At 56.1% G+C, this 25,054-nt stretch carries 20 protein-coding genes; 10 read left to right on the top strand and 10 right to left on the bottom strand.

The genetic code is table 11. The features are described from left to right. Nucleotides 1-170: 170 nt before the first annotated feature. Together JYB85_RS03155 and JYB85_RS03160 are read right to left on the bottom strand one after the other, a co-directional pair. Entirely contained in the window at nt 171-1,739 is a 1,569-nt protein-coding gene (locus tag JYB85_RS03155; protein ID WP_207381023.1) for a S41 family peptidase, read from the bottom strand. Nucleotides 1,740-1,755: 16 nt separating this feature from the next. After that, on the bottom strand, nt 1,756-2,637 hold the full coding sequence (locus tag JYB85_RS03160) for a phospholipase A (protein WP_207381024.1): 882 nt from the start codon (nt 2,635-2,637) through the stop codon (nt 1,756-1,758). Nucleotides 2,638-3,008: 371 nt separating this feature from the next. On the opposite strand from JYB85_RS03160, the gene cobA reads away from it, so the two are divergent. From cobA to JYB85_RS03195, 7 genes are all read left to right on the top strand, one after another. Further along, nucleotides 3,009-3,818: a uroporphyrinogen-III C-methyltransferase gene (cobA, locus tag JYB85_RS03165; protein ID WP_207381025.1), complete on the top strand. Its 810-nt coding sequence runs from the start codon at nt 3,009-3,011 to the stop codon at nt 3,816-3,818. 41 nt (nt 3,819-3,859) lie between these two features. After that, on the top strand, nt 3,860-4,768 hold the full coding sequence (gene cysD / locus JYB85_RS03170) for a sulfate adenylyltransferase subunit CysD (protein WP_207381026.1): 909 nt from the start codon (nt 3,860-3,862) through the stop codon (nt 4,766-4,768). Then, complete coding sequence (gene cysN / locus JYB85_RS03175) at nt 4,768-6,174, top strand: sulfate adenylyltransferase subunit CysN (protein ID WP_207381027.1); 1,407 nt, start codon at nt 4,768-4,770, stop codon at nt 6,172-6,174. The genes cysD and cysN overlap by 1 nt, the downstream gene beginning before the upstream one ends. 50 nt (nt 6,175-6,224) lie before the next feature. Next, entirely contained in the window at nt 6,225-7,964 is a 1,740-nt protein-coding gene (locus JYB85_RS03180; RefSeq protein ID WP_207381028.1) for an SLC13 family permease, read from the top strand. A gap of 16 nt (nt 7,965-7,980) precedes the next feature. Then, complete coding sequence (gene cysC, locus JYB85_RS03185; RefSeq protein WP_207381029.1) at nt 7,981-8,577, top strand: adenylyl-sulfate kinase; 597 nt, start codon at nt 7,981-7,983, stop codon at nt 8,575-8,577. 602 nt (nt 8,578-9,179) lie between these two features. After that, a complete protein-coding gene (locus JYB85_RS03190; RefSeq protein WP_207381030.1) occupies nt 9,180-10,304 on the top strand; it encodes a hypothetical protein in 1,125 nt (374 codons plus the stop codon). 85 nt (nt 10,305-10,389) lie between these two features. Next, nucleotides 10,390-10,824: a hypothetical protein gene (locus tag JYB85_RS03195; protein WP_207381031.1), complete on the top strand. Its 435-nt coding sequence runs from the start codon at nt 10,390-10,392 to the stop codon at nt 10,822-10,824. A gap of 691 nt (nt 10,825-11,515) precedes the next feature. Here the strand turns inward: JYB85_RS03195 and JYB85_RS03200 are convergent. The 7 genes from JYB85_RS03200 to JYB85_RS03230 all read right to left on the bottom strand — a co-directional run bounded on the left by JYB85_RS03200 (nt 11,516) and on the right by JYB85_RS03230 (nt 17,418). Next, nucleotides 11,516-12,358, bottom strand: a complete 843-nt coding sequence (locus tag JYB85_RS03200) for a TIGR03899 family protein (protein ID WP_207381032.1) — start codon at nt 12,356-12,358, stop codon at nt 11,516-11,518. Continuing rightward, complete coding sequence (locus tag JYB85_RS03205) at nt 12,351-13,559, bottom strand: MFS transporter (protein WP_207381033.1); 1,209 nt, start codon at nt 13,557-13,559, stop codon at nt 12,351-12,353. Before JYB85_RS03205 ends, JYB85_RS03200 begins: the two co-directional genes overlap by 8 nt. Nucleotides 13,560-13,668: 109 nt before the next feature. Beyond that, entirely contained in the window at nt 13,669-14,262 is a 594-nt protein-coding gene (gene lpoB, locus JYB85_RS03210) for a penicillin-binding protein activator LpoB (RefSeq protein WP_207381034.1), read from the bottom strand. A 22-nt stretch (nt 14,263-14,284) separates the two neighbouring features. Further along, a complete protein-coding gene (locus tag JYB85_RS03215; RefSeq protein ID WP_207381035.1) occupies nt 14,285-15,664 on the bottom strand; it encodes a COG3014 family protein in 1,380 nt (459 codons plus the stop codon). Beyond that, nucleotides 15,664-16,209: a peptide deformylase gene (gene def / locus JYB85_RS03220; RefSeq protein ID WP_207381036.1), complete on the bottom strand. Its 546-nt coding sequence runs from the start codon at nt 16,207-16,209 to the stop codon at nt 15,664-15,666. The genes JYB85_RS03215 and def overlap by 1 nt, the downstream gene beginning before the upstream one ends. A 17-nt stretch (nt 16,210-16,226) precedes the next feature. Then, a complete protein-coding gene (locus tag JYB85_RS03225) occupies nt 16,227-16,445 on the bottom strand; it encodes a SlyX family protein (protein ID WP_207321990.1) in 219 nt (72 codons plus the stop codon). A 19-nt stretch (nt 16,446-16,464) separates the two neighbouring features. After that, nucleotides 16,465-17,418, bottom strand: a complete 954-nt coding sequence (locus tag JYB85_RS03230; protein ID WP_207381037.1) for a WD40 repeat domain-containing protein — start codon at nt 17,416-17,418, stop codon at nt 16,465-16,467. Nucleotides 17,419-17,576: 158 nt separating this feature from the next. Between JYB85_RS03230 and fkpA the strand changes: the two genes are divergently transcribed. Both fkpA and JYB85_RS03240 read left to right on the top strand, forming a co-directional pair. Continuing rightward, a complete protein-coding gene (gene fkpA, locus JYB85_RS03235) occupies nt 17,577-18,344 on the top strand; it encodes an FKBP-type peptidyl-prolyl cis-trans isomerase (protein ID WP_207381038.1) in 768 nt (255 codons plus the stop codon). Nucleotides 18,345-18,513: 169 nt separating this feature from the next. Then, the gene (locus JYB85_RS03240) at nt 18,514-19,956 is read left to right on the top strand and encodes a methyl-accepting chemotaxis protein (RefSeq protein ID WP_207381039.1); all 1,443 of its coding nucleotides are present in this window, start codon (nt 18,514-18,516) and stop codon (nt 19,954-19,956) included. Between the two features lie 158 nt (nt 19,957-20,114). On the opposite strand, the gene JYB85_RS03245 is transcribed toward JYB85_RS03240, so the two are convergent. Beyond that, nucleotides 20,115-22,460 carry a CocE/NonD family hydrolase gene (locus JYB85_RS03245; protein WP_207381040.1) on the bottom strand — a complete coding sequence of 782 codons (2,346 nt, stop codon included), beginning with the start codon at nt 22,458-22,460 and terminating at the stop codon, nt 20,115-20,117. Nucleotides 22,461-22,638: 178 nt separating this feature from the next. On the opposite strand from JYB85_RS03245, the gene JYB85_RS03250 reads away from it, so the two are divergent. Next, complete coding sequence (locus JYB85_RS03250) at nt 22,639-24,723, top strand: winged helix-turn-helix domain-containing protein (protein WP_207381041.1); 2,085 nt, start codon at nt 22,639-22,641, stop codon at nt 24,721-24,723. Nucleotides 24,724-25,054: the final 331 nt, after the last annotated feature.

A 25,054-nucleotide genomic window follows, 5' to 3' on the forward strand; every position in this document is an offset into this window, starting at 1 on the left:
GTAACCGACTTGGTTGCCGCCGGAAAACGGTCTTCCCTTGAATGGCGCTGGGCTCCTCCGAGCCTTGATTGACTTGCTGGCGCAAGTGCAGTCTTCTCCCGGCGTTTTCCCCCGGATAGTCCCATTCATCTTCCTGGACTATTCGGGGTTTCTCCTTTTTATACCCCTGTTCAACGAGCGCTTGTGCCATGACTGCGACTGGTTTGCGCCAGTTGCTCGCTGTCGATTAATTGCAACAAGCCCTGCCAATCGGGTTCATCGACGCTGGAGATGTGGATGTCGGGTTGGGTTCCCACCGCTGACAGCAATTGGCCATCGGCAGCAAATGCCAGTGATTGGCTGAAGGAAACCCGGATGCGGGAATTGGGTAATGTCAGGCTGTAAAGCTTGCCAAGGTCGCCGCTGGTGGCCTCACCTATGACCACGGCCCTGGCCCAATGCTTGGCGCTGTGAACTATCCATTCACACTCCTGGCGACAATCGGGGCCGGTAATAATGGCCAGCCTGGTGTCGGGGGGCGAGGCAAAATTGAGCTTGCTTGAGGAGGATTGGCCCTCAAGGTTGCGACTGTACCAGGGGCCGAAGGCCTCACCGCTCTCCGGCAAGCTTGGCTCCACCGTACCCGGCAGAATACGGAAGGCTCCGCTGCCAAAGAAGTCGCTGCGGGTATCACCGCGGCGGTAGTGGGCAAACCCCAGCAGGGAGCCTGACTCACCGGCATAGTTGGCCAGCAAACTGAGCAGTCGTGGACTGTGGCCGTGGGCGTGACGCAAATCCACAATCAGCCTTGGCGATGCCAAGGCCTGACTCAACAGCGTCTTGGTGGCCTGGGTATCCAGGGCATCGAGATTGTCCAGTGTCAGCGACATACTGCCGGGAGCCAGCCGCTGTAAACTCGGCATAGGCCTTGGCTCGGGTGGCGGCTCTTGATTGCCGCCCCGCAACGTCAGTGAGCCTAACAGGGGCTGCAGCAGGGGCTTAAATGCCGGATAAGTTGCCAACCATGCCGTGGCCTGGGGAAACTCATCCTTGTTTTGGATTGAGGATTCTGCTGCCAGCGCCAGGGAGTGGAAGCGGGAGGCAAATTCACCATCGCTGAGCCCAAGCAACACTGAGTCCGGGTCCGGCAGGCCGAGATCTCGGCGCAGAATGCCGAGGCGGCCAAGCCAGGGCAGCAACAGGCCGGGACTGTTCTTGGAGCCCGATGGCAGGTAACGCTGGGCCGCCCCTATCCAACGCTCCAGGGGCAGGCCATCTATGTGGGTGATAAAGGGAAAGTCAGCATCCAGCGGTGCGCCGGTTTCATCCAGCGCTAACCACTGGTGTTCCATGGGCCGCAATTGCAACGGCAATTGACGACAATCGAGCGACTCTGCGGCCAGGTGCAGGCCGGGATCCTCCAATGGCGCCAATAACCGCAGCAGTTCGGCGGCAAAACGCCTGTTGCTTAACTGGCCATCCACTTTTTTAAGCAGTGCTTGACTGGCCCGGTCCAGGTTGGCTTCGGCGCTCTTTCCATTGAGTGCCAGAAAAGCCGAGTGCCTGGCCAATTTTTGCTGCAGCAGATAGAGATCTTCGGCTATTTCAGCGGCGGTCAGTTGCTGCGGTTTGGCCGGTTCGGGCCAGCTGAGTTGCAGCAGGGCAAGGGCGCTCAGGGTTATCAGCAGGCACAGGCAAGCGGTCACGCCCCGAAAACTCAGGGGGCGTGGGCCTTTCACCGGTTCACTGCTTCCTGCCATGACGACTCCGGAATGCCTAGAGAATATCGTTCAGGGATACGCCCAGGCCGATGCGCTGGGTATGGGCGTTGTAATCAATCAAACTTTCGCCGTAGCCATTGAAGTATTGCGCATAGAAGCGCAGATTGCCCACCAGGGGATAACTCCAAGTCAGCTCCACCGCACCGCGGTTGGGGTGGTTGAAGTTATTGCGCAGCAGCAGGGTATAGCGTTGTTCATTCAGGCCATAGACGGCCTGCAGCTCGACATTGCCCAGATAATCTTCAATGTCCGGATTGTCGTCACCGCGGGGATCGCCCTCATATTCCTTTTCACTTTCGGGGATCCGCCACCACACCCTGGCCGCCAGCGCCAGGGGACCCGAGTCAAACACCATGGTGCCATAAACCCTGTTCCAACTGCGGGACATGTCTCCGGCCTTGCCGTTGGACTGGTGGACAGCACCAAAGCCCCAGAGCGAGTTGGTCATGCCAAACAGCTTCCAGTCGTTGTTGAACAGCATAAACAGCTCGGGCTCATGGTTGGTCTCGCGGAACGGAGACGATATGTCCTGGTTGTACACCTGCCAGTAAGACTGATTGGTATAGGCGAAAAACAGATGACCATTGTCACCAAAGACATTGTACCAAAGCGGAAACTTGAAGCTTATCTGAAACTTGGCTTCGGCATTGTCCATTGTGGCCCCATGCTCGCGGGCTTCGTCCTCGAAGGGCGTCATATTGGGTGAGCTGTTGTAGGTAAAGGGCAACAGATAGTTGACCTTGTGGGGGGTGATCACAAAGGGTCTGTCCGAGGTCGCCAGTTCCTCCCTGACCCGTTCGTTAACCAATGAGTCCTCGGCCAGGGCGGGTAAGGCAATCAAGGCACCAAGGCTTAGCAAAAGGGCGCGAATTATCATCTGGCTTCTTCTCTCCTGTGAATGCGGCCCCAAGCTTACCCCAGTGGGTGCATGCTTGACCAGCCATGCCAATCAAGCCGGTCTGCCGTCCGGCCATGGACCCTGTCACTAGATCTTTTTGCCATATCTTATAGTTGTGACAGTGCCGAAATCTGCTCCAAGTGCTTGAATGAAAGCAGCCTTGACAAGTTTGAGTGCTTAAGAGTCAATGGATTAAGCACTTTTCCCCCAAGTTTGTTATGCCGTTGCGGGGATAAGTCCTGGTGTCCCGTCAGTAAATAACTATTGGTTATAAAAACTAACTATTTACTATTTATTATGGAATATGAGTGCCGCTATATTGCCAACATAGCAGATAGAGGGGAACGGGTATGGACATAGTGACACTGCCGGGGCAGCAAACGGCGGGCAAGGTATGGTTGGTGGGCGCAGGACCCGGCGACGTGGACCTGCTCACTCTCAAGGCCGCCCGGGTGCTGGCCGCTGCCGATGTCGTATTGTACGACGCCTTGGTCAGCGATGACATACTGGCGCTGATCCCGGCCTCGGCGGAAAAGATCGCCGTCGGTAAAAGGGCCGGTGCCCACAGCGCCCGCCAGGAAGAAATCAATCAATTGTTGGTGACCAAGGCCTTTACCCGCCGCAATGTGGTGCGCCTCAAGGGCGGCGATCCCTTTATCTTCGGTCGCGGTGGTGAAGAGCTGCAGACCCTGGCGGAAGCCGGCGTGCAATTTGAAGTGATCCCCGGGATTACCGCCGCCAGCGGCACCTCGGCCTATGCCGGCATTCCTTTAACCCACAGGGATCATGCCCAGGGCGTGACCTTTATTACCGGCCATTGCCAACTGGACAGCCGTCCCATGGATTGGCAGGGCTATGCCAATCCGGCCAATACCCTGGTGGTGTACATGGGCATACTCAATGCCGGCCTTATCCAGCGCGAGCTGATTAATCATGGCCGCAGTGCCGACACCCCGGTGGCAATAGTATCCAGAGCCACCACGGCCCAGCAGCAACAGGTTATAGGTACCCTGGGTGCCCTCGAAGCCCTGGCCAAAGATCCCAGGGTGGTGATGCCGGCGCTGATGATAGTGGGCGAGGTGGTCAGCCTGGCCGACAGCCTGAACTGGTTTGAACCCGCCGCCGTCAGCGAGACGCCGGCCAAACAGCTTGTGAAATAAGCCGGCCCTTGGCCGTAAACAGAAAGAATCGGAGAAATATGATGTCAGGGCCCGTCCTCAGTCATTTGCAACAGTTGGAAGCGGAGAGCATTCAAATCTTCCGTGAAGTTGCCGCGGAGTTTGATAACCCTGTGATGCTCTATTCCATCGGCAAGGATTCATCCGTGTTGCTGCACCTTGCGCGCAAGGCCTTTTATCCGGGCAAGATCCCTTTCCCGCTGCTGCACGTGGATACCGACTGGAAATTCCGCGACATGATCACATTCCGGGATGAGGTGGCCAGGAAATACGGTTTTGATCTCCTGGTGCACAAGAATCCCGAAGGCCTCGCCATGGGCATGAACCCCTTTACCTTTGGCTCTTCCAAGCACACAGACGTGATGAAGACCGAGGGCCTGAAGCAGGCACTCAACAAGTACGGCTTTGATGCCGCCTTCGGTGGTGCCCGCCGCGACGAGGAGAAATCCCGCGCCAAGGAACGGGTCTATTCCTTCCGCGATCAGCATCACCGCTGGGATCCCAAGAACCAGCGCCCAGAGCTGTGGCACACCTATAACGGCCAGGTGAACAAGGGCGAGAGCATCCGGGTCTTCCCGCTGTCGAACTGGACCGAGCTGGATATCTGGCAATACATCTATCAGGAAAACATCGACATAGTGCCACTGTACTTTGCCGCTGAACGCCCCGTGGTGGAGCGCAACGGCACCCTGATCATGGTGGATGACGAGCGCATGCCACTCAATGAGGGCGAAGTCCCTGAAATGAAGCGGGTACGCTTCCGCACCCTGGGCTGCTATCCGCTCACCGGCGCCATAGAGTCCAGCGCCTCCTCCCTGACCGAGATCATTGAGGAAATGCTGCTGTCCCGCTCCAGCGAACGTCAGGGGCGGGTGATAGATCATGACTCATCCGGGTCAATGGAAAAGAAAAAACGTGAGGGCTATTTCTGATGTCAGTCGCACTGCAAGTCAAAGATCTGGGTATTGAACAGTACCTGGAAAAGCAACAGCACAAGTCTTTGCTGAAGTTCCTGACCTGTGGCTCGGTGGACGACGGTAAATCCACCCTCATAGGCCGTTTGCTGCACGACAGCGCCCAGATCTATGAAGATCAGCTGGCGGCGCTGCACAAGGACTCCAAGTCCCACGGCACCACGGGCGAAGCCATCGACCTGGCGCTGCTGGTGGACGGGCTGCAGGCGGAGCGCGAGCAGGGCATCACCATAGATGTGGCCTACCGCTATTTTTCCACCGAAAAGCGCAAGTTCATCATCGCCGATACCCCGGGCCACGAGCAGTACACCCGCAACATGGCCACAGGTGCATCCAACTGCGATCTGGCGATTATCCTGATTGATGCCCGTCACGGGGTGCAGGTGCAGACCCGTCGCCACAGCTTTATCTGCGCCTTGCTGGGGATCAAGCAGTTCGTGGTGGCCGTGAACAAGATGGATCTGCTGGGCTTCGACGAGGCCCGCTTTGAAGAAATCAAGCGCGACTACCTGGCCTTTGCGGCCCAGCTGCAGGTGCCGGACATTCGCTTTGTGCCCCTGTCGGCGCTGGAAGGTGACAACCTGGTGAACCGTTCCGAGCGCAGCCCCTGGTATCAGGGTCCAACCCTGCTGGAGTTGCTGGAGCAGGCGCCCGTAACCGGTTTCAACCACGGCTTTGAGGCCCGTTTGCCGGTGCAGTACGTCAATCGTCCCAACCTGGATTTCCGTGGCTTTGCCGGCACCATAGCGTCCGGCAGCTTCAGAACCGGGGATGAGGTCAAGGTGCTGCCCTCCGGCAAAAGCTCGCGCATCAAGAGCATAGTGACCTTTGATGGCGAGTTGCCCGAGGCCTTTGCCGGCCAGGCGGTGACCCTGACTCTCAATGATGAAATCGATATCAGCCGTGGCGACGTGATAGTGCCCGCCGACAGCCGGGCGACTGTGTCGAACCGCCTGCTGGCCAAGGTGGTGTGGATGCACGAGCAGCCTCTGGTTGTCGGTCGTCAGTACAACATCAAGCTCGGCACCAAAAAGGTGCCCGGTACGGTCAAGCACATAGTGCACGGCATAGATGTGAACAGTCTGGCGGAAACCAGCCTGAGTGAGCTGCCCCTCAATGGCATAGCCCTGGTGGAGCTGGAACTGAATGAGTCTGTGGTGTTTGACGCCTATCGCGACAACCGCGACACGGGTGGTTTCATCTTTATCGACCGTCTGGGCAATATCACTGTCGGTGCCGGTATGGTGGAAAGCGCCCTGGAAGCCAAGGCGCAGAAGACGGATTTCAGCGAGTTTGAACTTGAACTCAATGCGCTGATCCGCAAGCACTTCCCACACTGGCAGGCGCTGGATATCAGCAAATGACCCCGGCCGGTCCATGGGGACCGGCATCAGTTTTATAAAAGGATAAGCAGATGACGCTGGAGCAATATTGGGTGTTGGGACTGGTGCTGGGCCTGGTGGGCCTGCTCAGCTGCACCCGGCTGCCGGCCTCCTGGGCTTTTGCCAGCGTCGCTTTGCTGTCCTATGTGAGCAACTCATTGAGCCTCAATGAGTTGTCATCTTCCTTTACCGATTCTTCCCTGCTGACCCTGGTGCTGCTGTTGCTGTCATCGGTGGCGCTGGAGAAGACCCGGCTGATCAGCTGGGTGGGGCTGCAGCTGAGCCGTGGCGGTCTGCGCTCCGTGCTCACCAAGCTGTGGGTGTCCACCTCGGTCCTGTCTTCCTTTACCGCCAACACCGCCGTGGTGGCCAGCCTCATTGGCGCCATCAAGCGCAATCAGCGTTATGCGCCCTCCAAGCTGATGCTGCCCATGGCCTTTGCCGCCACCTTCGGCGGTACCCTGACCCTGATTGGCACCTCTACCAATTTGGTGATCAACAGCTTTCTAGACCGGGCCGGTTTGCCGCTGCTGCACTTTTTCAGCACCACCGGCGTGGCGCTGGGTGTGGTGCTGGCGGGTATGTTGATGCTGTGGCTGATTGCCGATCGCCTGCCCATCACAGAAAAGCCCGACGAGGAAGGGGCCTTGCCCTATTTTCTCGAAGCCAGGATCAAGACCGGTTCCAGTCTGATTGGCAAGACGGTGGCGGAGGCGGGGCTAAGGCATCTGCGCAAGCTGTTTCTGGCGGAAATCCAGCGCGGTGACGACACTATCATCCCCGTGACCCCGGAGACGGTGCTGCAGCAGGACGATATCTTGCTGTTTGCCGGCGACATGGAGTCGGTTGCTGTGCTGCAGGAAATCGAGGGCCTCAGCCTCTACGGCCACCACACAATGAACGGCCAGAGTCTGGCGGAAGCCATAGTCAGCCATTCCTCCTCCCTCAATGGCATGAGCCTCAAGGATGCCCGTTTTCGCGAGCGCTTTGATGCTGTGGTGGTGGCGGTGCGCCGCGGTCACGAACGGCTGCAGGGCGGTCTGGGCTCCATAGTGCTGCAGGCCGGTGATGCCCTGTTGCTGGTGCCCGGCAAGCAGTTTTGCAGCCGCCAGCAGGTGCTGGAAAAAGAATTTTTGCTGGTCAACGGCGTGGACTCGGCCACCCGTCTGTCATCCCGCCGCAGCGGCTGGGTCTTGGCCGGCTTTGCCGCCGTGGTGGGCCTCGCTATGTTCGAACAGCTGCCGCTGCTCAAGGGCCTGACCCTGTTTGTGACCGGTCTGCTGCTGACCGGTGTGGTCAGCCTGTCGGAGCTCAAGCGCCGCTTCCCCATAGACATAGTGCTGATTGTCGGTGGCGCCCTGTCCTTGTCCCAGGCCATGGGTAACAGCGGCATCTCGGCGCTGCTGGCGAAAGAAATGGTGCTGGGCTTCTCCGGAGTGCAGCTGACCCTGGTCGTGGCCGGTATTTATCTCTTGACCTTGCTGCTGACGGAGCTGATGTCGAACAACGCCGCCGCGGCCCTGGTGTGCCCAATCGCCATCAGCCTGGCCCAGGGCCTTGGCATAGATCCCATGCCCTTTATCATGGCGGTGCTCTTTGGTGCGAGCGCCAGTTTTATCAGCCCCTGGGGCTACCAGACCAACCTCTTGGTGTTTACCGTGGGCAATTACCGCTTGCGCCAATATGTGGGTGTGGGTATACCCATGGCCATAGCCTACAGCCTGGCGGTGCTGGTGCTGATCCCACTGTTGTTCCCGTTTCAGCCTTTGTGAGCGGGCAAGGAGAATTATGAATAATATCGTTTGGCACCAGCATGCCGTCACCCGGGAACTCAGGGCCGGCCACAAGGGCCACAGGGGCGCCATACTCTGGTTCACCGGCCTGTCCGGTGCCGGCAAGAGCACCCTGGCGGGGGCCCTGGAAAGCGCGCTCCATGAGCGCGGGGTGCATTCTTATCTGCTTGACGGTGACAATGTGCGCCATGGCCTCTGTAAGGACCTGGGGTTTTCCGCCGATGACAGGCGCGAGAACATTCGCCGGGTCGGCGAGGTGGCCAAGCTGATGCTGGATGCCGGGCTGATAGTGCTGAGCGCCTTTGTGTCACCCCAGAGAGCCGAGCGGGAGCTGGTGCGCGAGCTTGTGGCCGAGGGTGAGTTTATCGAGGTGCATGTGGCGACCCCGCTTGAGGTGTGCGAAAGCCGAGATCCTAAGGGCCTTTACCAGAAGGCCCGGGCCGGTGAAATCAAGGACTTTACCGGGATTTCTGCGCCCTATGAGGCACCTGTCGGTGCCGAGTTGGTCATAGACACCAGTGAAGGGGACCTGGAAGCCCAGGTTGGCAGGCTTTTGGATTATCTTGTCAGCGGTGGGTACATTTCTGCGTAATCTGAGCGCGGATTACCTCACGCGCCATTTGATTGCGCGTGGCCGCCAGTTTTGAAGTAAACCTTTGCAGGTTTGTCGCTTTGCAAGCGACTAAAGTCGTGGGGTTTCACCCCACACCCGACCAAGAGGGGATCTACAGCAATCCCCTCTTGGATCTCCCGTGCCGCCCCCGCCGGTGCCGAAAGCCCTTCGGGTTTATGGGACTGGTCTTGCTACAGGTTCGGACTCACATCCATGTTCGACCGAACCAGCCTCGACATCCCTGTCTCGGCTACGCGCCCAATCCCAACACCCTCAGCGGCACCGATGGGGAATCTACCCCCTGCATCCTGCAAGTAAAGTGTTGTTCCTTTTCTATCTCAATCCCTTCGTACCAACGGCATAAAAATCCAAACCTGCCAATCATTTCAAGCTTTTGAATAAAATGGCGAATATCCTACAGACGACGGTAAAAAGCTGTGTTAGCTTTCTCAGCATAAGGTGTGCGTGGAGCTAAGTTTGTAAGGTAGCTCTACCTTGTAAGATTGAGTTAGCTTGAAAGGTCGAACTATTAACTTGTTGGACTTAAAACGCAACTTGTAATAAAGGAGTAAACAAAATAAATGGGTGTGATTTCGTCATTCAATAGCTTAGATAAGCGTTTTGCTTGGTCTTTTCTGGGGTTCATGTTGGCTGCTATTTTTGGTGGCATATCAATTTACACTGAATTTTTTAGAGTTAATACTCCCTCGGTAGTTGTAGAAGTCATTAGTGATGCGAATGTCCTCGATGTAAAAGAGGAAATAAGTGAGTTGAAAGTATTCTATGGCGATGTTGACATAAAGAGCCTTAACCAAACGCTGTCCGTTTTGTTTTTAAGGATTAAAAATGATGGAGGGGCACCAATTCTAAACGGTTACTATGATAAAAACTACCCATTCAATATAATCTTAAAAGAGGGTAAGTTTTTAAAGGTTGAACAACTTGGTGCTACAAATGATTATTTAAGAACTGCAGCGCAGCCAAAAATAAATACGGATAAAACTATATCTCTTCCTGATGTAATTCTTGAACCATCGGAAGGCTATACAATAAAAATATTAGCCCTACATAGCTCTGGCCATGGTATTAAAATTGATGTTGTTGGAAAAATCGCTGGGACAAAAAAAATAGAACTTAGAACGCTAAATTCGGCAGGAAGTGAACTTTCTTTTTGGGGTGGTGTTTTCTATGGAAGCATATTCGTTCAATTAGTTAGACTCCCAATCTACTTTGTCGTTTTCATTTTTGTTCTTGTATCGATTGTTGGGCCAATGGTTATGGCGTCAGATGCGATATCAACAAGAAAGCGAAAAAAGGTTGTAGAACAATATAAAGTGTATTCAAAAGATTGCCTATCTAACTATCACGAAGTGATTTTCAAGGAGTATATAGATCTTGGATTACCAGCACTGGTAGAGGTAAAAGAACTTTTAACGGACAAACGAAATTGGAAACGCCTTGTCCGAGAGGTAAATATGGATGTTGACTCAACGGAGTCTTTACTGCAAAGTCCAGCGGCTAGGCTAATGATTGAACAAGAAGACGTCATTAATTTAACTCCAAATTATATAAGGCGTAACGCTTCAAGATTAATTAGAAAGATAGGAGCTCTTTCTAAATCGGAAGATAATGAAATAAGTATTGATGAAGACGTTGAGTCAGGTCTCAGTAAATTTATTGATTTTGTTGTTATAAAGGAGGGCTAAATGTCTAATAGACGCTTGTTGTCAAACCAATTTTCCGCTGCGCTCCAAAGCAGCATTAAATGCAGCCGCTATGTATTAAAGAACTATGCAGCAATTTGAGATAAAACCTTTCTTCGGAATGGGGCCAATTAAGCTGGGGAGTGCATACACAGATGTTGAGTCCGTGTTGGGTAACCCTGTTTCCAAAGTAAAGCGAGATGAAATTACCCAGTACCATTACAAAGCCTTTTGTATTCACTTCAACGATGCGGGTAAGGTTGAGTTTATAGCTGCAACCTTAGATCCTGACTATGAAATTAGCTTCCTAGAAATTGACCCTTTGAGAACGCCCGCATCGGAAGTTATTGATCGCGTTTCAGGCTTCTACCAGTTCGACGAAGACGATTGGGAGCTAGGTTACAGCTACATTTATCAAGACATACAAGTCTGTTTCTATCGGCCAACCACGCCTGAGAACGACGACGATGCAGACGGTAAGTTTTTTGACGTAGTCAGCGTAGCAGAAAAGGGCTACTGGTAGCAGAATGCATGACAAGTGACGGTGGCACTCCGTCCATCAGCATTAAGCCCATTCAGTTAATTTTTCGCCCCAAAGAGTCCCTTAACCTTGGGCAGCTTTCCTTTAATCACTTTGTGACAGGCACTTCTCGGTACTTGCGGATTGCACCAGAGCTCCCCATCGAAGCCGCTTTGGTGGTTGGGCTGAGTGAAACGGGTAAGCCGAGACAGGGGCGAGTATCGCGAAGCGATAAGCTCACGAGCGCGAGGCAGGATAGCCGAGCTGGGAACGAAGCATAGGGATGTGCTTCGCCGAGGCAGTGACCGTCGAGCTTGGGCGAGTGTCGCGAAGCGACATGCTCACGAGCGCGAAACATGGATGTTGAGCTGGGATGGATTTACATGGAAGTAAATCCGGGAGTCGGTCGCGGTGGCCGTTTCCAGCCCAAAAGCCAAAGCGCTTGGCTTCGTCGGGGGCGGCAAGGGAGATCCAAGAGGGGATTGCTGTTGATCCCCTCTTGGTCGGGTGTGGGTTGAAGACCCACGACTTTCGTCGCTTGCAAAGCGACGAACCCGCAGGGTTAAGCCAAGCGCAGTTTGGCTCTTCACTGCATCACCACCGAATAGGTGTGTGTTCACTCAGTGGCGGAGGCCGCATTCAGGCCATCACCCATGCAGGCTGAACCTGGATAAAACGGCCCATTAACTGCCGACTAGTTAAGTTCAAAGTCCCTGGCAAACACGGCCTTGAGGCCGGACACGAAGGCCCCGTCCTGCCGGGGTTTCACCAACTGCGCCAGCTCATCCCCCACCGGGGTGAAGCGGTAGTAGGTCAGCAGCAGGTGGCTGTGCTTGGGGGTCAGGGTCAGCTCGGTTTCGGGCAGGGCAAATCTCAGTCCCTGACGCGGTGCCAGCTCGCCGGTTTCAAATTCACTGCCGTGTAAAATCCCGGCTTCCACCAAGGTCAAAATCGCCGAGTAGGGCAGGCCGAACTGCGACAGCGGCAGGCCGACGGCCGTGCTCTTGCGAAAATATTGCCCCAGGCCGCCGGTGAGACGGTAGCCGCTGACCAGTTTCAGGCGGGTATCACCGTTGATCTGGGCCGACAGCCCCAGGGCCTTTTCAAGCACCAGGGCTTCGCGCCAGGTGAGGCGCTTGAGGGTTTCCAGACTGCGGAGGCTGAAGTTGCCGGGATTGGTCAGCTCGTGGGCCAGGATCCTGGCCCACAGCTCCTGCATGCGGCGGTTATGAATTTGCTCCGCCATGGCGAAAAACTGATAAATCCAATCGGGGTCGGGATCGCTGCCGACCACATCGGATGGGGTGTACTTGAGCGCCAGGGCATAGATGGTTTCCACGTTGGCCTGGCATTGGGCCGCCTGTTTGCGGGCCCTGTGCTCGGCGCGCTCGGCCAGGCTTTGGCTGGCGGGGCTGTAGTTTTGCTCACTGGCCAGGCCCAACATGCGCCCCAACAGCAGCGCCTTTTTACGGGCCGACACATCTTTGTCGCGGCTGGAACCCAGCTGTTCTATGACGACTTCCTGCTCTTCACTCATGGGCTTTACCCCTTGGCCAGAGCACCTCTTGGCCCGGTGCCGGGACAGCCGGAACATTGAGCGACAACAGCAGCGAGCAGACCGCCATGGCGGCACCGATAAAGAATACCGCCGTCGGTGAGCTGAGCCAGAGGATCCCCAGCAGCGCCGGGATGATCACCGCGGCTATGTGGTTGATGGTGAAGCTGACCGACATGGTGGCGGCAATGTCCGGACGGTCGGCAATTTTCTGGAAATAGGTCTTCATAGCGATGGCCATGGCAAACAGCAGGTGATCTATTACATATAACGCGGCGGCCACATGGCCATCCTGCACCAGGGCATAGCTGCAGAAAATGGCGATGAGCCCCAGGTATTCCAAAATCAGTGCCCGCCGTTCACCTATACGGCCGATAAAACGGCCAATGGCGGGGGCAAACAGCAGGTTAACCAGGTAGTTGATCAGGAACAGGGAGGTGATTTCGCTGACGCTGTAGCCGAATTTCTCCACCATCATAAAACCGGCGAACACCACGAAAATCTGCCGCCGGGCGCCGGAGAAGAAGGTCAGCAGGTAGTAGAGCCAGTAACGGCGCCTGAGTATGACCTTCTTGTGCTGCATTTCGCCGGTATCAAAGCTGGGGTAATACAGGCTCAGGCTCAGCACCATCAGGGCGCCCAGGGCACCTATCAGGGCATACATCCACTGGTAATCGAGCTTGAGCCAGGTCATCACCAGCCAGATGCTGCCGTAACCCGCCAGGGCGGCGCCGGAGCGCCAGGCCAGGGCCTTGCCCATAAAGCCGGCGGTGTTTTCCTTGTCGACCCACTGCAGGGTCAGGGATTGATTGAGGGTTTCATAATAATGAAAGCCGATGGACATCATGACTGTGGTCAGATACAGGCCCAATGCCGAGGGGAAAAAGCCTGTGATACCAACGCCTATGGCGAGCACCAGCAGGGACAGCAGGGCAAAGCTTTGTTCCTTTAGCAACAGCAGCACGAAAATGGCGGTAAAGGCCAAAAAGCCCGGCACTTCCCGCAGGCTCTGCAATATGCCGATTTCGGCGCCGGTGAATGCGGCGCGTTCGATAACGAAGTTGTTCAGCAGTGCCTGCCAGACGGCAAACATCAGTGACATCACAAAGGTCATCCACAGCAGCAGTTGCTGGGCTTGGCGGGCGGGCAGCTTTTCCGTGGGCAGGGCAGTGGTGGCGGTCATGGGCTCGTCTGTTTGCATTGGCTTACATTGGCTTTCTTGTATCAGGGTTTGTGAATGTTACACCCCTGAGAACCAGAGTAAAACGCCGGCACAGGGCCGGCGTCTTTATTCATAGTCCGAGGAAGGACTTGGATTTGGTTTTGCGGATCTCTTTTTCATCGGACCATTCAATCAGGCCGGTTTCCAGATCCATCAGGCGCATGGTCATCTTGTAGTAGACGTCCTTGGTGCTGCCATCCTGTTTGACTATGCTCGACAGGTTGCCGTAGAGCATAAACTGGGCGCCGATTTGGCGGCCGAAGTTGATGGCGCTGGAGGGGTCAACCATGCCGGCATTGTTCTGGTAGTCCAGCTGCTTGCGCACCGCGTCTACCTTGGTCATGTCGATAAAGCGGAACTTGCCGGAACGCAGCAGCTTGTTGCTGATGGAGTCGGTGACCGACTCTGTGTCTATATGCTCAGAGGTCTTGTTCTTGATCTTGTCGACAAAGATCACCGGCCTGTCCTTGACCGTCATGGCCACCACGGTTGGGAAAGACATCATGTCGTCCACCATCCTGGCGGTGATGGCCTGCAGATCGCTGGAGCCGAAGTTCTCGTTTACCGTTTCCACTTCGGTGGCATCACCGTACTCCACCTTGGATTGACAGGCACCCAGGCCCATGGCGGCCGCCAGCACTAAGATCAGTTTGATGTGTTTCATAGTCAGTTCCATTTGTTGATTACTATAGGATTATTGAATAAAACCGCAGCAAATTACCAGTTTCCACTGCCCATACCAGGGTGGTTTTTCCCGCCTCAATGCTGACGGACTGGCCCGGATGGTTTGCCAGAGCCAGGGAATAGTCCCCCGGATTGACAAAACGTCTGGCCAATAAGGCCTGCCTTGGCAGGGTCAGCCAGCTGCGGCGGTCGGCCTGCTCGGTCACCAGGTTGAAAATTTGCATGGCAATGACGCCGCCATCGAAGCTGCCGTCGGCCTTCTTGCGTTCGCTTTGAATGCTGCTTGCCATTTCGGCCTTGGTGACCACCCGGGCCGCTTGACGCAGCAGCATCAGTGGCAGATTTTCTTTAAGCGCGTTGATGGCCAGGGCGTCAATTTCCGCCAACGGCGCCATGGTCAGGGGCTCGCCAAGACCTGTTACCTGCACCTCGGGCAAGGGCAAGGGGGATCCGGGATAGGTGGCCAGTGACACGGATTGCCAGTTGCCATTGATGGTAAAGGGCACTGTCAGGGCCTGCTTTTCCGGCACCAAACCGCGCTCCAGCATCAGTACCAACTGGCCCTGACCGGGCTGTGGCATTTCAGCCTGGCCAAACTGGCGCTCGAATTCTTCCCGCTGTGGCATCTCCAGTTCTCGGGCGAGGCGCAGCAGATCCTGCTCCAGATAGGGATTGCCCGGGGTTATCAGGGCCGCCTTACGGTAATCGATAAAGGCGTCATTGCTGTTGCCGAGAAGCTCGTGCAGCAGACCTGTGGTGTAATAGCTGTAGGCATTGAGGAAAGAACTGCTGACCGAGCCTGCGGCCTGACCCAGACGCGCTTGTTCGGCATTCACAGTGCCATTGGCCATGGCGCGGACCTCGGCCGAGGACTTCTCGTATCTCGCCTGCTCCAATGCCTGCAATTCGTTGGCCCGGCGCACTTCCACCAGGGCCCCGTCCAACTGTCTTTGCATCAGGAAATTGAGCGCCTGATATTGATGCACCAGGATGCGCTCGAACCCCGGACCCCGGTAGGGGATCACATTATCGTTGAGCACCAGGGCGCCGGCATTGGCCCCCAATTCAGAGGCGCTGAGGGTCGCCTTGGCATCAAAGGCCTCGTAGGCGGCGATGGCGCTGGCGTAAAACCCCTGGCTGGCAGCAAAATCGCCGCTCACCTGCGCGACCCGGCCCGCCTCCTGTGCATAGAGCAGGCCGTCATTGCCGTGGATATTGTCACCGAGATCCTTGAGGTGCTCAGCGGGATTATTGGAGGCCAGGGATTGGCGTACCGGCGCCAGCTGGCTGGGGTAGTTGATAAACAGGCTGTTGAAGGCGCAGCCACTCAGCAGGCTGCACCCGAGCACACTGCATCCCAGTAAGCGGGCAAGGCGCCTCATTAACGGCCGTCCTCTTGTTGAATGGTCGCGTCCCGCTGATCTGCCATGGTGCAGCGCTCCAGTAGGGTGATGCCATGGAGATGGTCGAGTTCATGCTGGAACACCCGGGCGATAAAACCGCTCAGCCGCTGTTGCTGCCACCGGCCGTCGAGGTCTTGCCAACGGGCATCAACCCACTGGTGACGGCGAATTTGCAGCCGCCGCTCCGGCACCGACAGGCAGCCTTCCTCGCCCCAGAGCATGTCATCGGAGCAAGCCAGGATTTCCGGATTGGCCATGACAATAGGTTCCATGGGCGGCGCATCCGGATAGCGAAGGTTGGGCCGGGAGGCCACTATGCACAGGGCCAGGCTTTCGGCTATCTGGGGCGCGGCAATGCCGACACCACAGGCCTGTTCCATGGTGGCGAGCAAAGTCAGGGCCAGAGACTTGAGTCCCTCATCAAAGCGGGTCACTTTGAGCGCGGCCCGGGTCAACAGGGGATCGCCCACCTGGATTATGGCGGCGACATCTGAAGCGGGCCTGGTTGACTCTGTCTCTGGCATGGCGGCTCCCGTTAGGGTCAATAGTGTGGCGGTGGTGTCTCTTCTGCCTGAGTGGCGATATTGCTTGGCTCAATGGCCTGCAACTTTCCGACAATCAAATGCATTCTGTGTTCCTGATGAGCCAGCAAATCATTGAGTTTGATGACCTGCTGGTTGAGTTCCTCCAGGCTCATTTCCTGGAAGGCGAGTTTGGTTTCCAGCTCTTCAATGCGCTGAATAAGTTCCTGCTGTTGCATTTTTTACCTCTGCCCGGGGCTATTGCCAGAACTCCACCAGGCCATTACTGCTGATACTGATAAATTGGTGGCTGCGGGCCAGGGGGCCCGCTACCGAGTATACAACGGCGCTCTTGATATTGGGTTTGGGAGACGCCGTCACTTGCCATTGATTAACCAACTTGCCCTCGACGCTGTCCCAAACCTGCACCTCCCGTGCCGGCGTCCCCGTCATCAGCAGGGTATTGTCGGCGCTGAAGCGGGCGCTGGAGAAGGTCATCTGCCGCCGTTTGATCGCCAGCTTGCTGAGCAGGGCGCCGCTCTGATTATCCCAGATAACGGCATTGGCAGTGCTGTCCGAGGCAAAACCCAGGGTGCCATCGGGGCTCAGGGCCACCATCAGCACCCGGGAGTCCATCTCTATGCTGCGCAGTGGCTGGCCGGTGGCCGTTTGCCACAATATGGCCTGGCCGTCATTGCCGGCGGATAGGGCCAGGGTGCCATTGGCGGTCAGTGCCACCGCATTGATTTTTTCACTGTGGCCCAGAAACTGGATCAGGGATTTCTGCCCCGGTGCCATGGACATCACTGAGCCATCGCTGAGTCCCACCAACAGGGTGCCATTGTCGGCCACAGCCAGTGCCTGTCCCGCAGAGGGCAATGACCACCAACCGACGGCGCTGCCATCGCTGAGGCGCCACAGGGCCACGGATTCGCGGCTGAGGGAAGCGGCATAACCGGCATTGTCCGACAGCGCGGTGGCGATCACCGCGTTGCTGTCACTGTCCTGTTGCCACTGGTATTTGAGACTGAGGGGGGCCAGCTGCCACAGCTGCACCCCGTTTTTGTCGGTGCTGACCATGGCCAGTTTGCCATCGGCCGACAGGGTCGCGCTGTAACTGGGCCCCTGGGTCAGGGTCATGGCCGCTTCGGGACCGGAATCACAGCCACTCAGCAGCAGAGTACAAAAAAGCAGCATTAAAATGTGATGCATGAACTTACTCTACTCTTCCTTGTCACAAAACGGGTCCATTGCAGCCAGTTACTGGCCTGTCATTTCGCCATTGGAATCCCGGACACACTAGTATAAAGTGGTTCGGCTTTAGGATAACAAGGTTATTGTAACCACTTGAGGATGCTGAGGAAGCTTTAATGAAATCAATTTATAAATATTCGCTGGTCGCCCTGGCTGTTGTTGGCTTATCTGCTTGTAATCAAGAACAAAAAGTAAAAGAAGAAGCGCCGGCAACCGTGCTGACCACAGATGCCCAAAAAGAAGCCTACAGCGTAGGTGCGTCCATCGGCCGCTACATGGCTGGTCACATCAAGGAGCAGGAAGATCTGGGCATGCCGGTTGACCGCGCCCTGATTGTTGAAGGTTTCAGCAATGGCCTCAATGGTGAGCTGAAGCTGACCGAGGAAGAGATCCAAACAGTACTGCAAGGCCTGGACAAGAAACTGAATGACAAGCGTACCGAGCAAGCTCAGGCGCTGGCGGCCAAGAACCTGGAAGACAGCAAGAAATTCCTGGAAACCAACAAGGCCAAAGAAGGCGTCACCACCACTGAGTCCGGTCTGCAGTACGAAGTGCTGACCGCCGGCACAGGTGACAAGCCTGCCGCAGAAGACACGGTTGAAGTGCACTATGTGGGCACGCTGATCGACGGTACCGAATTCGACAGTTCTTACAAGCGTGGCGAAACCGCCAAGTTCCCGCTGAACCGCGTGATTGCCGGCTGGACCGAAGGTGTGCAACTGATGCCTGTGGGTTCCAAGTACCGTTTCGTGATCCCATCCGAACTGGCCTATGGCGAGCGTGACACAGGCACCATCCCTGCCAACTCCACCCTGATCTTCGAAGTGGAGCTGATCTCCATCGAGAAGGCCGAGGCCGCCGCCACAGATGGCGCCGCCAAGTAACGCTTAAATCGAAACCACTTAGGTTAAAAAAAGGACGCTCAGGCGTCCTTTTTTGTTTTACCGTTCACTTTACCGTAAAAATGACCCGTGCAGCATTGTGCAAACCCTTGTATCAGGAGTAATAATAACTGAGTTCTCCTTTTACTAATCCCAAGGCACCGGAGTCACCATGAGAGAAGTCGAGTTCCGTTCCATAGACAAACTCTTCATCAAGATGTCCATCAACGACAAGATGTGGGTCATCTTTTTGCTGTTTTTACTGTCACTGGGAGTGACAGCCGGATTGAGATATTCCGACGCCCTGGATGGCATTGAACACACCTCGGCCATTGCCGCCGAATACCGTCTGCGGGGGGTGCTCGAGACCCTGGAGGCCAATGGTCAGCTGGAGCAGGCCGAAGCCCATAACCTCAGGCGCCAACCCAGCCTGACCGAGCCGGTTTTCGGCCGGGACAGTGTTACCGTCAGCCTGCGCGCCGGCAACGGTGAGGTCTATGCCCTGACGGAAAATGTCCGTTCACTCGAAGCCTCAGGCCGCAGCGAAGCCATGACCGGCTTTTGGCTGACCTTCCTGTGGGTGCCGCCCTTTGCCCTGTTTCTTTATTGGGTGGCCACCTTTATCGGCGGTGCCCTGTGGGTGCTGTACACCACCACAGAAAAGATTGGTTCCGGGGATCTGACCTCGCGCCTGGGTTTTCACCCCGGCCGGGATGAGTTCGGCACCATAGGTTGTGCACTCGACAAGGCCATGGACACGCTCACCGAGCTGGTGAAGGTGGTCAAGCAAAACGCCGACACCCTGGGCGAGACCTCGGGATCGTTCGAGAGCGAAATGAAGCAGAGCCAGCAGCAAATCAACCGCCAGTACACCTCGCTGGACTCTGTGGCCACGGCCATGGAAGAAATGACCGCCTCGGCCCAGGAGGTGTCCAACATCTCCCGCCAGGCCTCGGCCCAGGCCGAGCAGGACGCTTCCCAGGTGCAGGCCAGCTTCCAGCGGGTGCAGAAAGCAATTCATGACGTGAACCAGCTGTCCCAGTTGATTGAGCAGGCCTCCAGCTCGGTGGCCAGCCTCAACGTCAACACCACCCAGATCAATGAAGTGATCACCACGATCAACGCCATTTCCGAGCAAACCAACCTGCTGGCACTGAACGCCGCCATCGAGGCTGCCCGCGCCGGTGAACAGGGACGGGGCTTTGCCGTGGTGGCCGATGAGGTGCGTACCCTGGCGAGCCGCACCCAGGCGGCCACGGTGGAAATTCAGGCCATGATCGAGAAGCTACAGGCCGAGAGCCGCAATATTGCCGGGATCACTGAGAAAACAGTCAGCCAGGCCCAGGCCAGCAGCGGCGTGATTGCCGAAATCGGCAAGGACGTGACCGCCATCGCCGACTCGGCCCGCACCATCAATGATATGAGCGTGCAGATCTCCACCTCGGCGGAAGAGCAAAGCAGTGTCGCCAACAGCATAGCCGCGGAACTGAGCGATATCCGCAGCCAGTCCAATACCATCAGGGAAGTGGCCGAACAGTCGGCGGCCGGCGTCGCCCGCCTGTCCGAGGCCTCGCGATCTTTGGGCAAGATCCTCGCCCGCTATCGCACCAACTGAGCTACAGCAAAGAAAAAAGGACGCCCCGGCGTCCTTTTCTTTTGGCATTCCAAGCAAACCCTACCTGCGTGGGTGTTCCACTCCAGCCAATACGGAAGTGGCAAAGAATTTCGATTGGCTCAGTCGTGCCTGGTCCTTGGTATTAATAGTGGCTATGGCTATTGCGCACTTTCCTTTACCGCGTCCTTGGGGCCAGTCGCCGACAGCTGGGGTGGTGTCGCTTGCCATTCTGTCAGCGGTATATGGATCAGCGAGTCGCTGAACCAGTCCAGGGCAAGGGGCTCGCCGGCATCGGCAAGGCGCTCAGTGTTGACCGGGTTGCCGGTGCCCAGGTTGACCTGTGCTATCTCGTTTTTATTGACGTTCAGCACCATCACCAGGCGGCTGCCGGGGGCCAGTAACTTGGCCGTCATGCGCGTGTTGGTCATTGGGATACGGGTCTTGTTGCCGGGCTCAAGCAGGGTGCGCTTGTTCATATCGGCGGCGTAGCTGGCGCGGCTGATATAGTGCACCAGGTGGATGTATTGGCCGTCTTTGGTCAGTTCGTACAGGTTGTAGCCTATATCCAGGTCCCGCTTGTTGATTGCCAGCGAAAAATACCCGCTCAGCATGCCCGCAAGACGCATTGGCTTGTCAAAGGGCGGGGTGACAAAGACGGCTCCTTTCTCATCAAGCAGTTCGGACTGGATCATGGGCCAGGGCGATCTGTTGCGCTGCTCGCTGCGATCGGCCATGTCCACCCTCATGGATATCTTTTCCAGGGATTTTGGCTGGTTCGGCGACAGCAGGTAATAACCCTCCTTGGTCGCTTGCCCGGTCAGATAAAAGTTCTGGCCCTGGCTGTTCAAGGCATTCAGCGAGGGGGCATGCTGCCAGCTGTTGCTGCCCATGAGCTGGTAATTGACCCTGTCTTTGATCAGTGTGGGCATGGGCTTGTCATACAGGACATGGTCAAACCAAGCGAAGGCGATCTCTTCGGTGTCCTTGTCCATAGCCGCAGGATCAAGCTCATAGTTGCTGTAGTACTGGCTGGGTACATATTGTGCGGTGTGATGATCATAGGGGCCTATCAGCAGATAGTTCCGGGCCTGTGGGTTGTTGGCCACATGGCGTTTGATAAAGTCCAGTGCCGAAATTTGACCACCGTCGAAATAGCCGGTGATACTCAGTACGGGTATGTCAATCTTGGCATAATCATTCCTGTAGGGCAGCATGGCCTGGTAATAGTCGTCATAATCCGGGTGCTGCAACCATTTTTGGAACCAGGGGTTGGGCTGGCCGTCAATCTTGTCGATATCCACAATGGGCCGACCGGATTCAAACAGGTCTTGCCTGAGCTTTTTGGCCTTTTGCCAATCGGCATACACAGAGTTGTCCATGGTCTTGTTATTGGTCACGTGAAAGGCCCATTGGTAATTGGCCGTCAGCACTATATTGTTTTCTATCGGCAAGCCTGTGATGGGGCTGGCAGCCGCATAGGGCACTATGGTTTTCAGTGCCTTGGGGTGAAACTTGGTTGCGGCCCACTGGGTAAAACCGTTATAGCTGCCGCCGTACATGACCACCCGGCCATCGCTGAACGCTTGACGTGCAATCCAGTCGATGACCTGGGCCGCATCCTCGCCGTCATGCTCCCAGGGGGTTATCTGGTTGCGGCTGCCACGTTTGCCGCGACTGTTGGCGACAATGCCCACATAGCCATGGGCCGCGGCATGGATAGCTGTCTTGATATGGGAGCTCTCGTCGGCATAAATGGTAAATTGCAGTGCCGTGGGCAAGGGTTTTGCTACGCCTTTTTTCCGCACTATGGTGGCGGCCAGCTCGACACCCTGGGCTGTGGTGATTATGACTTCCGGTTGAATGTCAAAACGTTGCTGCAGTTGCTGGTTGAGCCTCTGGTTGGCCGCAGGCAGCACGCGATACAGCACCCTCATCAGTTCGGTATTGGCGATGAGTGAAATGGCTTCATCGAGTGCCAGTTGCTGCTTGCCGCGGTACTCTTTATAGATGTTGGTCGTATAGTCCTCGGCCATTGGAATAGACCAATTCAGCGCCTGGCTGATCTTGACCAGCTGCTCGTCGTCCAGCGCCCCAAAGGTCTTGTCCATATAGGCGTGCAGGTGTTTGTCAGCCGATGGGGCCTGTTGCCCTTGGGGGAGTGGAAATAAGGCATCAAGTCGGTAGAAGTAAAATTGCTTGTCCTGGGGCGTTTTATCCAGCAATGCCAGCAGGGCCTGATGCTCACCGCGGGCAGCCAGTAAAGCCGTTTTATTAAAGGCATTTTGCGCGGCCAATTGGTCGGGGGAGAGCTGCCTGGCCAGCTCGCTCAAGCGCGCATACCAGGCAGGATCGTTAAGCTGCTGCACTACCGCGTCACGGGAGTCTGAGGTCAGGCTTTGCAGCGGATTGGCAAAGGCGGTCTGCTGCGGGTCATCCGCAGCGCCGACATGGGGCGATAATAAACTTAGTACGAAAGCGATAATCCATATTCGAATGAAGGGCATTGGAAATGTACCTTTGGGTCATATACTGTGTGGCGAAAGCCTAAAGAGCTGTCACACAAATCGCATGACGAAGGCGTGATTTTTCGTGATTTTGAGTGATCACAGGCAAGGGTACAGGATAAGACAGAGGCAAGTGGACAGATATTTTGTGAATTTTTTCAGGGAATTGGCTTAGGACATGCAGTGGCAGATCACGGATATACTTTTTTGCTCCTCGCGGCAGACGCTCACGGATAAAAATCAGGTTCACCAACTTGAGCCCATGGCGGTGGAATTGCTGGCCTATTTTTGCCAACACCCCAACCGCTTGATTGGCCGGGATGAGCTGATAGATCAGGTCTGGGATGGGCGCATTGTCACCGACAATGCGGTCAGCCGCCTGATAGCCAAGTTGCGCCGGGCCCTGAATGATGACCCCAGGCAACCCCGCTTTATCGCTACCTTTCCCAAAAAGGGATATAGATTCATCGCCAGCGTCAGCCGGGTGGATGCCGGGCCCTACATCCCGCAGGCAGCAGCGGATATTACCCTCAGCCCTGTCGCAAGTGCTCACAGTCCGGTCCCAACTGGCGGTAGTGCTGTCGCCAGTACCCCAAAAAAACCGCTAAAAAGCGCCCGCTGGTGGTCTGTCGCGGCCTTGCTGCTTGGGCTGGTGATTGGACTTGCGATCTATATTCAAGCTGCCAAGCCACACTATTTCAACTCGGCCGTTGCCCTGACCAGCGAATCGGGCACAGATCTGTTTCCCGACGTGTCGCCGGATGGCAGCCGATTGTTGTTTATGTCACGCAAGGAGCAGCAGATGCATCTGTATCTGGAGCGTCTGGCCGACCATCAACAGTTGGAGATCCGCCATCAAGGGCTGGGCGTGGGCCCGGCCAGATGGAGTGATGATGGCAAGGAAATCGTCTACCTCGCCGCCAATGCCGAGACATGTCGCTACTATGTGCGTTCGGTCGACGGCTTGACCCTGGGCGAACCCAGGCTGGTGCACAACTGTCCCGCAGGCAGTTATGGCATGGTGTCATTCAGCCACAGCAGGGATGAAATTATCTTTGCCGAACGCAGCGGCAGTGAGCCCTACAGTCTGTTTCTGCTGGACTTAAAAAGTGGTCGCAAGACCAGGCTCAATCAGCCCGAGCTGGTCAATGCCGGCAATGTCCAGTTCGACCTGCACCCGACAAAGAACCAGTTATTGATTTCCTCCCCCGATCCGCAGCAGTGGGAAGGTTTCTATCGCCTGGATCTGGATAGCGGCGAGCTGTCGCTGTTGTTCAAGCTGGATGCTTACATCTGTTGTGGTATCTGGAGCCAGGATGGTGACCACCTGGTGCTGATGGGGGAACACCCGGCAAGAGATTTGCTGAGTTACGATTTAAGTGGCAACGACAAGCGGGTCTTGTATCGTGGCACCCAGCAACTTGAACGGCCGCTGCGCCACCGCAACGGTCGCGACTACCTGTTTACCGCCCGGCAATCCCATCTCAACACCATTTTGTTCAACATTGAGACCGGGGGTAACGCGCTGCTGCTGGACAGTACTTCGGATGATAAATTGGCCACCTTTGCAAATCACAGCGAGCGGGCCGCTTTTGTCAGCCAGCGTTCAGGCGCCGAGGAGGTGTGGCTGTTGAATCTCGATGATGGCCAAAAGACCAAGCTAACGGCATACAACGACGGCCGTCACTACATTGATTTGCTCTGGTCGCCCGACGACAGCATGCTGGCCGCCCTGGCACTCAATGAGCTGTATGTGATTGACGTCAACAGCGGCCGGACGGTCTCGGCCAAGATACCGCAAGCGGAAATTCGCGGGGTGTCGTTCAAATCCAATCGGGTGCTCTCTTTCAGCCTCAAGGAAGATCAACAGTGGCAGCTCTATGAATATCATCTGCCCGATGGCGCCCTGGTCAGGGGCGATGGGCGCTGGCAATTTGTGCAATACCAGGGAGAGGACAGCCTGTGGCTGGATAGAAGCAACCGGCTGTATGTCGGCCTGGCGCCTCAACCCGTTGAGGATAAGGTGCTGAATGCCTCGCTACTGCTGCAGGGCCGCAGCTTTAATCTGTTGAAACGCGGTCCGCACTGGTACTGGTCCAGCGGTTACCCGGACTATCGACAGCTGCACTATGTCTCGGGCATGGATTCCCCCGAAAGCCTGTACCAAAGCAACAGCGAACATTTTGACGTGAAGCAGCAGCAGATCCTTTACAGTCAGCTTGCGACAGGTTTCGCCAACATCTATCAGACGACATCGGAATAAAGGACATCCCCTTCCATTGCCGATGGTCATTGGTGTAGCAGTGCCTGAGAGGATGTTCCACTCCGGCCAATGCAGAACTGGCCAAGTGTCTCCGAGACGTAATGGAACACTTGAAGATTGCACCTGCATCTTCCCCCTTTCGGAGTCGCCGAGGATGATGAGCTTGGGCGCGTAGCCGAGGTAGGGAGGCACACGACTTTTTGCCGCTGGCACAGCGGCTATCTTTTGCTGCTGCACAACATCAACCATCTGATGCCATTAATCACTTGCAGTGGGCTTTCGCACTGCTACCCCAGTGACACGCTGTAAACCCTTCCCTGGGCGCTCAGCG

Source organism: Shewanella sedimentimangrovi (assembly GCF_017354965.1).
Taxonomy (GTDB): Bacteria; Pseudomonadota; Gammaproteobacteria; order Enterobacterales; family Shewanellaceae; genus Shewanella; species Shewanella cyperi.